Source organism: Streptomyces macrolidinus, assembly GCF_023887685.1.
Classification (GTDB): domain Bacteria; phylum Actinomycetota; class Actinomycetes; order Streptomycetales; family Streptomycetaceae; genus Streptomyces; species Streptomyces macrolidinus.
The window spans coordinates 1-560 of record NZ_JAMWMR010000109.1; the positions used below are offsets into that span (position 1 = coordinate 1).

General features: G+C 66.6%; 1 protein-coding gene. It reads right to left on the minus strand.

Annotation, left to right across the window (positions count from 1 at the left end; genetic code table 11):
- Nucleotides 1–560: SDR family NAD(P)-dependent oxidoreductase (locus NGF19_RS30440; RefSeq protein ID WP_252429170.1), on the minus strand; the 560-nt coding region annotated here is incomplete at both ends.

Here is a 560-nt window from a genome sequence, read left to right on the forward strand (position 1 = left end):
GGCCCCAGCCGAGGGAGACGGCAGGCAACCCCGCCGCACGACGACGCCACGCCAACCCGTCCAACGCCGCGTTCGCCGCGGCATAACCACCCTGCCCCGCACCACCGAACGACGCCGCAGCAGACGAGAACAACACGAACGCCGCCACATCACACCCCGACGTCAACTCATCCAGATGAAACGCCGCATCCACCTTCGGACCCAACACCGCATCCACACCACCAGCAGACAACGACGCAACCGTCCCATCCACCAACACACCCGCCGCATGCACCACACCCGTCAACGGATGCTCCACCGGAACCCCCGCCAACACCCCCTCCAACGCCCCCCGATCCGACACATCACACGCCACCACCGAAACACTCGCCCCCAACCCCTCCAACTCCCGCACCAACACACCCGCACCCGGCGCATCCACACCACGACGACTCACCAACACCAACCGCCGCACACCCCACACACGCACCACATGCCGAGCCACCACACCACCCAACACACCCGTACCACCCGTCACCAACACCGTCCCCTCCGGATTCACACCCGACGGCAAGGTGAGG